At 52.3% G+C, this 1,860-nt stretch carries 1 protein-coding gene and 1 pseudogene; one reads left to right on the forward strand and one right to left on the reverse strand.

Annotation, left to right across the window (positions count from 1 at the left end; all coding sequences use genetic code 11):
- Nucleotides 1-1,405: pseudogene (locus HJW02_RS12850) on the reverse strand (hypothetical protein); the annotation flags it as partial.
- Nucleotides 1,406-1,667: 262 nt separating this feature from the next.
- Between HJW02_RS12850 and HJW02_RS12855 the strand changes: the two are divergent.
- On the forward strand, nucleotides 1,668-1,860 hold a 193-nt coding region (locus HJW02_RS12855; protein ID WP_208050659.1), incomplete at its 3' end, for a hypothetical protein.

A 1,860-nucleotide genomic window follows, 5' to 3' on the forward strand; every position in this document is an offset into this window, starting at 1 on the left:
GCTGCCATGTCTTGGCGCGGTAGTCCTTGCCTTCCGGGTAGGCTCCGATCACCGGGGGCTTGCCCCATTTGACCGATACCCCGTAGTAGGCCACGAAGGTGGAATCCTGGGCCGCAGAGCCGTATTTGCCGCGGCGTTTCAGGTTGTCGTCCGGTCCTTCATTGTCCAGGAACATGTCCGCAGGCAGTTTGACCTGGTCAAGCAGGGGCTTTTCCCACGCGCCCCAGTTCAGGTTCAGAATAGAGGGCATGGCTTTGGAGAAAACATTCATGTCTGCTCCGGTGTTTGCGGTTAAATTCCCTGCTTTGCCAATTTGCTTGGGATCCATGATGCCGGAAACCATGACGATGGAGCCGAGTTTGTTGGAACTGGAGGAAAATTCGTCTGTATACTTGGTGCAGAGAACAACGCTGTTAGGCGTGTAATTGAGATCATCCAGCGTTTCCGCAAATTTGATAGACATCATGGCCGTTCCCCTGTCTTCATAACCGCTGCCGGAAAGATACTGGTACTGAATGCCGTCAGCCTGGTTGATAGCATAGGAACTGACCTGTCCGGGGCTCTGGTCCCAGCCTTCCTTGAAAGCAAAGTTGTCCACGCGCACATCGTTCTTGTTTGCCTTGGATTGCGTGACCATGTTGCCGTGTTCGATCCGTTCGACGACGGGATGGGCGAAAATGACGATTTCGCCCGCTTTGAGCGTGGAAGGCTCCCCGGCTTTTCCTACCCCTCCCGACGTTAATTGCGACGTTTTCCGGAAGGAGGCTCCAAAGTCGGCAATCTGGCGGTTGTTATAGCCGTCGTTGGGGGAATACGGGGAAAAGGGTGATTCTGAATAGGTGGCCGTAGAGGGATCCCAGTTTTCGATCAGATTGCCTTGCATGCGGCCATAATTATTGGTCTGCATGAGCGGCATGTAGCGGTGCTCTCCGAAGAAAGAGCCCCAGGGGCCGCCTTCCGCTCCCTGGAATTTCATGTCCACGTTGTACGGGTTCCACCAGACATACACCGGGATCACGGAAACGCGCACGTCAATATGGCCTCCGCGGGCTCCGTGCTGGGCCTCGCGTTTGACGTACTGAATCCCTACGAAGGAGTAGAAGCGCAGCAGGATGGGATGGCGCATGTACGTGTAGCGGTTGTCCATCATTTCCATGTTTGCGGCGGCATCAGCCGCAATCAATGTGCTGGGGGAGCGGCCGTCCCATTGCAGGGCGGCGGAAGCGTCCTGGCCTTCCCTCTTCGTGGAGGAGTCCCACACGTTGGCCCACAGGTAGAGCTGGTTCCAGGAACCGATCGGGCGGTTCTGCTCAGTTGGGCTGCCGTCCTCTGACGTGTACGGGCGGAGGCCGATATCAGAGGTGTCTCCACGGAAATCTTCAGGCAGTTTTTCCTGTGAAAACATGATGTTCAGGTCTTTTTTCAATCCACCGAATTTAGAATCCGTTTACTTTTAATTGACTATAAAACTAAATGAGTGTGAATGCAAAAACACGTTTGGTCTTTTCTTTTTAGAGATACGTTTTTACTTGCAAAACGAGAACTATTTTTCTTGCCCGGAAAGAACTATTTTGTATGTTGATATGACGTGCCGGAAAACCTATTGGCAGCAGCTTTGCGTCTCCCAGTTTTTATAATAGATTTTAATAATTTTCAGGAAAATTACGATGAAAAGAACAATTCCGCAAACCCAAAGATTTAAACATATAAGCAAGGGTTTTGCCCTGATTGCCACCATCACCCTGATGATGCTCCTGGCCCTCCTCAGCGTTGGCCTTCTTACCATTGCATCCTCACAGGTCCGCATTTCCGAAAAACAGCTCTTTGCCGCGGAGGCCAAATCCCTCGCCAGGTTTTCCC

Source organism: Akkermansia sp. GGCC_0220 (assembly GCF_017566105.1).
GTDB classification, from domain to species: Bacteria; Verrucomicrobiota; Verrucomicrobiia; order Verrucomicrobiales; family Akkermansiaceae; genus Akkermansia; species Akkermansia massiliensis.